This is a genomic window from Plasticicumulans sp., from assembly GCF_035331805.1.
GTDB lineage: Bacteria > Pseudomonadota > Gammaproteobacteria > Competibacterales > Competibacteraceae > Plasticicumulans.
The window spans coordinates 1-4962 of the sequence record NZ_DAOLKE010000271.1 but is presented as its reverse complement, the minus strand read 5'-3'; the positions used below and the strand labels follow the sequence as shown (position 1 = coordinate 4962).

General features: G+C 70.3%; 7 protein-coding genes. 1 reads left to right on the top strand and 6 read right to left on the bottom strand.

What is annotated here, in order from left to right; translation table 11 throughout:
- A partial coding sequence (locus tag PKE44_RS15025; protein WP_324552620.1) for a hypothetical protein occupies window positions 1-261 on the top strand: 261 nt, incomplete at its 5' end.
- Between the two features lie 709 nt (window positions 262-970).
- On the opposite strand, the gene rtcA is transcribed toward PKE44_RS15025, so the two are convergent.
- The 6 genes from rtcA to PKE44_RS14995 form a co-directional block, all read right to left on the bottom strand.
- Window positions 971-2008 (bottom strand): RNA 3'-terminal phosphate cyclase, encoded by a 1038-nt coding sequence (gene rtcA, locus PKE44_RS15020; protein ID WP_324552618.1) that lies wholly within the window; start codon window positions 2006-2008, stop codon window positions 971-973.
- Window positions 2009-2058: 50 nt separating this feature from the next.
- Complete coding sequence (gene prfH, locus PKE44_RS15015; RefSeq protein ID WP_324552616.1) at window positions 2059-2694, bottom strand: peptide chain release factor H; 636 nt, start codon at window positions 2692-2694, stop codon at window positions 2059-2061.
- Window positions 2691-3830, bottom strand: a complete 1140-nt coding sequence (locus PKE44_RS15010; RefSeq protein ID WP_324552614.1) for an RNA ligase RtcB family protein — start codon at window positions 3828-3830, stop codon at window positions 2691-2693. Before PKE44_RS15010 ends, prfH begins: the two co-directional genes overlap by 4 nt.
- 210 nt (window positions 3831-4040) lie before the next feature.
- Window positions 4041-4424, bottom strand: coding sequence for a DUF86 domain-containing protein (locus PKE44_RS15005; protein WP_324552612.1), 384 nt, complete (start codon window positions 4422-4424; stop codon window positions 4041-4043).
- Window positions 4421-4711, bottom strand: a complete 291-nt coding sequence (locus PKE44_RS15000; protein WP_324552610.1) for a nucleotidyltransferase family protein — start codon at window positions 4709-4711, stop codon at window positions 4421-4423. The genes PKE44_RS15005 and PKE44_RS15000 overlap by 4 nt, the downstream gene beginning before the upstream one ends.
- A 132-nt stretch (window positions 4712-4843) precedes the next feature.
- On the bottom strand, window positions 4844-4962 hold a 119-nt coding region (locus PKE44_RS14995; protein WP_324552622.1), incomplete at its 5' end, for an RtcB family protein.

Below are 4962 nucleotides of genomic sequence, written 5' to 3'. Positions count from 1 at the left end.
CTCGACGACGCGCAATGCCGGCTCGACGGCCGGGCGGTGGTGCTGCCGGCATTCGCAAGCGTGCTGGCGCAGGCGCGGGGCGAGAACCTGCCGGAACCGCCGGCGGCGGATGAATCTGCGGCTGGAACTCAACTGGACATCGGAGCGTTCCTGCAACAGCTCGACGAGCCGGCGCTCGAAGCTCTGCTGCAGCAGATCGATGATCCAGAGGCCAGAACAGCCATCCGGTCCTTGTGGGAGCAAGTCCGGCAGAACTCGTAGGATGGGCTGAGCGCAGCGAAGCCCATCTGTCGCGTGCATCGCGCGGAAGATGGGCTTCCTTCGTCAGCCCATCCTACGAAGCTCGTAGGCTGGGTTGAGGAACGAAACCCAGCTTCGCAGGCGTTGGAGGCAGCGGGGGATCGCCATCGCCGCGGTCGCTGGGTTTCCTGCGTCAACCCAGCCTACGGGCTATCCGAAAGACTTGCGGACCTTGGCAAAACGCTCGCGGACCTTGCCGCCGCAGGCATCGACCTATCCGAAACGCTTGCCGACCTTGCCGCGCGGCTTGCACTTGCCTGCGCCGGCAGGCATCGAGCTATCGAAAAGACTTGCGGAGCTTGCCGCCGCAGGCATCGACCTATGCGCAAGCCTTGCGGACCTTGCCGCGCGGCTTGCGGACCCATGAAAAAGCCTTGCGGATGCGTGCGCGCGGCTTGCACTTGCGTCCGCCGGCAAGCCCGGCCCCTGCAGCTCAGGCAGCCATCGATGCGGCGCAGGCATCGATCGCTGCGCGGCATGCACGCTTTCATGCGCGCCATCGGCACTTCCATCCACGCCATCGGCGTTTCCCTGCGCGCCATCGGCCCACCCATCCGGCGCAAGCATCCATCGCTGCGCGGCAGCGAGGTCGGCATCGCCGGCAGGCATGCGTGCATCGGCAGGGCTCGCGCTTGCCTGCGTGGCAGCGAGCGGCTGCGGGGCGGGGGATTCAGGCCGGCGGGGCGGCGTGGATGCGCCAGAGGTCCGGGCCGATCTCGTCGAAGCCGATGCGCAGATCGGGCAGGAACTGGCGGATCACGTCGAGGTTGCTGCGCGTGTGCGCCGAGGGTTCGACGGTCGTGAAGTGGCCGCCGGCCAGCGCCAGCGGCAGCAGCAGCTGATCAGCCAGATACGGGCCGACCGCGGCGCGGCTGGCCAGATAGCGCGCGGCGGTGTTGCTGACGCGGCGGGCGACGGTTTCGGCGCTGACGCCGCGCTCGCCGTAGGCCGTGAACACCTCGGTCAGCGCCTCGTGTTCGAGCGTCAGCAGCAGCGCGTTGCCGGGGCCGCGCTCGGCCGGCAGGCCGCGCAGCTTCAGGCTTTCCGCCGGCCAGCCGAGGCGGCGGGCCACTTCGGCGAGTTCGCGTTCGGCGATGCCGGCCGGCAGGGCCGCGAACAGGGCTTCGGCACCGGTGCTGCGCAGCGTGCCGCGCTGTTCGAGTCGCAGCGGCGTCAGCGTGGCGGCCGGCGTCACCGTGACTTCGATGGCGCCGCCGCCGGCGGGGTAGAAGCCGTGGCGCAGCAGCCTGAGATCGGCGTGCAGGCCGATGCCGGCGAGCAACGGCAGCCAGGCGCGCTGCAGAAAGTCGGCCGGCGGCGCGGCCGGGTTGTGCGTGCCGCCCTCGATGCGCACGCGGCTCGGAGCGGGCGCGTGCCAGAGCGCCGGCAGCACGGTCTGCAGCACCAGCGTGCAGGAGCCGGCGGTGCCGATGGACCAGTGCCAGTCGCCGGCACGGATCGGGCCGGGGCGGAAGGCGAGCGTCTGGCTGCCGGCCTGCGCGCCTTCGACTTCGGCAGCGCAGAGGTCGGCGGCAGCCTGCACGGCGGTCAGGTGCTGGCGCAGCAGGCCGGGCCGCTCGCGGCCGGCGCGGATGCGCTCGATGCGGAAGGCACGGCCGCTCAGCATCGACAGGCTGAGCGCACTGCGCAGGATCTGTCCGCCGCCTTCGCCGGCGGCCCCGTCGATCAGCAGGAAATCGGATGACATCGGATCGGTTCCTTATCTATGTGCCGTGCCGGATGTGCCGTGCCGGTCCGTCAGCCGCGCTCGTCGAAGCCCGGGCCGACGAACACGCGCCGGGCGTTGCCGCGGATCAGGCGGTCGTGGCAGCGCCAGCGTTCGGCGTCGGTGTCGCTGCGATCGGTGCGGGCGAGGGCGGCCAGCCGCGCGGCGAGGCGTTGTTCGGCGAGGCGGCGGTTCTGGTGCTGCGAGCGTTCCTCGCGCGCCAGCACCTGCAGGCCGCTCGGGCGGTGGGTCAGGCGCACGGCGCTGTCGGTGCGGTTGACGTGCTGGCCGCCGGGGCCGCCGGCGCGCAGCGTCTCGACGCGCACGTCATCGGCCCGCCACGGCAGTTCGCGCGGCGCATCGAGCCGGTCGATGGCGACGAACCAGTTGCGCCGCTTGTGCGCCGGCCGGAACGGGCTCGCGCCGATCCACTGCACGCTGCCGGTCCAGTCGCGCGCGAACGGCTCGAAGCCTTCGCCGTCGACGGCGAGCAGCGCCGATGCCAGCGTGCCGGGCAGCGGGCCGGGGCTGCTGTCGAGCAGCTTCGCCGTCAGCCCGGCGGCCGTGGCGGCGGCGACGAGCTTCGGCAGCAGTTGCGCGATCACCCAGCCGCATTCGGCCGGGCCGCGCCCGCTGCTGAGCTGCAGCCAGCCACCGGCGGCGTTCATGCCCGCACCCGCGCGCGCAGCTTGTAGGTGACGAGCGGGCGCAGCACCGCCAGCACGCGCGCCAGCCCGGCATCGACGAGGTCGCGGATCACCGTGTCGATGTCCTTGTAGGCCGGCGGGGCTTCCTCGTAGAGCAGTTCGCGGTCCTCGCAGACCACTTCGCTGCCGAGCGCGGTGCGGGTCAGGTCATCGGCCGTGAAGCGCCGCTGCAGCCGCGCGCGCGTGTCGCTGCGCTTCCACCGGCGCCCGGCGCCATGCGCGATCGAATACAGCGTCGCCTCGCTGTCGGGCGCCGGCTGCACCAGATAGCTGAAGCTGCCGCGCGAACCCGGCACGACCACCGGCCCGGCATCGGCGGGCGCGGCGCCCTTGCGGTGCAGCCAGCAGGCGCAGCCGTCGACGAGCGCGGCCGAGACGCTGTTGTGGCAGACATCGAGCCGGCGCTCGCCGGTGGTGCGCAGGCAGTCGCTGATGCGCGCGGCGATCAGCGCGCGGTTCTCGATCGCCCAGCGCCGGGCGTGCTCGTGTTGTTCGAGATACGCCCGGCCGTCGTCGCTGTCGGCGGCCAGCGGCGCGTGACCGTGGCGCTCGACGTGCGCGCGCAGGATGTGTTCACCGAGGCCGCGCGAGCCGCTGTGTACGAGCAGCAGCAGGCGCTCGGCCTCCAGCCCGAGCGCGGCGACGGCCGGCGCATCGTGGATCGCCTCGATCGCCTGCAGCTCGGCGAAGTGATTGCCGCCGCCGATGGTGCCGAGCGCGGCATCGCACGCGGTCGGCGCCAGTCCCGCGGCGGCGAGGCGCGCGGCGGTATCGCCATCCCACGGCCCGTCGAGCCCGTGCAGCCGCCCGGCCAGCGCCGCCGGCTTCGCCTTCGCGCGCTTCAGCTCCGTCGTCCACAGGCCCATGCCGCAGCCGATGTCGTTGCCGACCAGCGCCGGATGGATCAGCCCGACGCTCGCAAACGCCGCACCGATCGGCGTGACCTTGCCGGGGTGCAGGTCGGGCATGCCGACCGCGCGCTGCATGCCGGGCAGCGCGGCCACGGCTTCGAGCTGCTGCACGGCGGCGCCTTCGATCCAGCTGTCGGGGGCGGCGATGATGCGGGGGGCGGGGGGAGAGGTGATTTCGGTGTTCATCCGGATGGTCCAGTCATGCCCGACCTGGCCGGTCCGAATGGCACCGGCAGGAAATGGAGCGCGAATTCTTGTTCATCAGGTGTCTGGTGGAGGCACTGGTCCGGCATCGTTTGTAATGCATGGATCTGCCATGCTGATCGCACCGGGACGCTTCGTTTTCATTTGCTCGTCGCTGGTGGGAAAGGATCGGGAGGAAGCGAAACCCCTGCATTAGGTGTCTGGTCCCGTGTGATTGCCATCATTCCCCTGCGCCGATCGCAATGCTTCCAGTTGGCCGATCAGCGCCGGCAATGCCGTCCGGACCGTATCCCAGATGATCTGCAGGTTGATTTCGAAATAGCCGTGGGCAATCCGGTTGCGCATGCCCTTCATGCTGCGCCAGGGAACTTCCGGAAAGCGCTCGATGATTTGCGGATATTCCTGCATCAGGCGGGTGGCGGCTTCTCCGATCACGATCAGATTCAGGATCACCGCCTGCTGTGTGCGGCGATCCTTGAAAAACTGCTCCCGTTCCCAGCCGTCCACGTATTCGCAGGCCAGTCTGGCGGCCTGCAGGATATGGTCGATGTAATCAATGGCGCTCTGCGGTTTCATACCCGCCGGGCCTCGGCCAGCACCGCGGCTCGCCAGTGCTCGGGCAGGTCACCCGGTGTCAGCAGGTCGACCGGCACGCCGAGCAGGTCTTCCAGCTCGACCTGCAGGCCACCGAGATCGAACAGCGTCGTGCCGGGCAGCGGATCGACCAGCAGATCGAGATCGCTGCCTTCGCGGTCCTCGCCGCGCAGCACCGATCCGAACACGCGCAGATTGGTCGTGCGGTAGCGAAGTACCGCGGCACGGGCGGCTTCACGGTTCGAGGCCAGAGCCAGAGACGGTCGCATGGCGGTTGTCCTTTCAGAGCCTTGTGTCGGGTGATTCTGGGGCGGGAGCGAGAGCACGGCGACTGGTGCACGCTTTCAGGCCGGCGGTGAAGGCGCGGTGGCGGGACTGCCGCCCGTCACCGCGCCCGGCGCTCAGCCCTTCACGCAGACGAGCTGCTTCAGCGTGTGCACGACCTCGACCAGATCGCGTTGCGCGTGCATCACCGCGTCGATGTCCTTGTACGCGGACGGAATCTCGTCGATCACGTCGG

Bases quoted from the DNA above. Each gene is read 5' to 3' on its own strand.
- rtcA (WP_324552618.1), bottom strand. From the start codon at position 2,008: ATGTCATCCGATTTCCTGCTGATCGACGGGGCCGCCGGCGAAGGCGGC.
- prfH (WP_324552616.1), bottom strand. From the start codon at position 2,694: ATGAACGCCGCCGGTGGCTGGCTGCAGCTCAGCAGCGGGCGCGGCCCG.
- PKE44_RS15010 (WP_324552614.1), bottom strand. From the start codon at position 3,830: ATGAACACCGAAATCACCTCTCCCCCCGCCCCCCGCATCATCGCCGCC.
- PKE44_RS15005 (WP_324552612.1), bottom strand. From the start codon at position 4,424: ATGAAACCGCAGAGCGCCATTGATTACATCGACCATATCCTGCAGGCC.
- PKE44_RS15000 (WP_324552610.1), bottom strand. From the start codon at position 4,711: ATGCGACCGTCTCTGGCTCTGGCCTCGAACCGTGAAGCCGCCCGTGCC.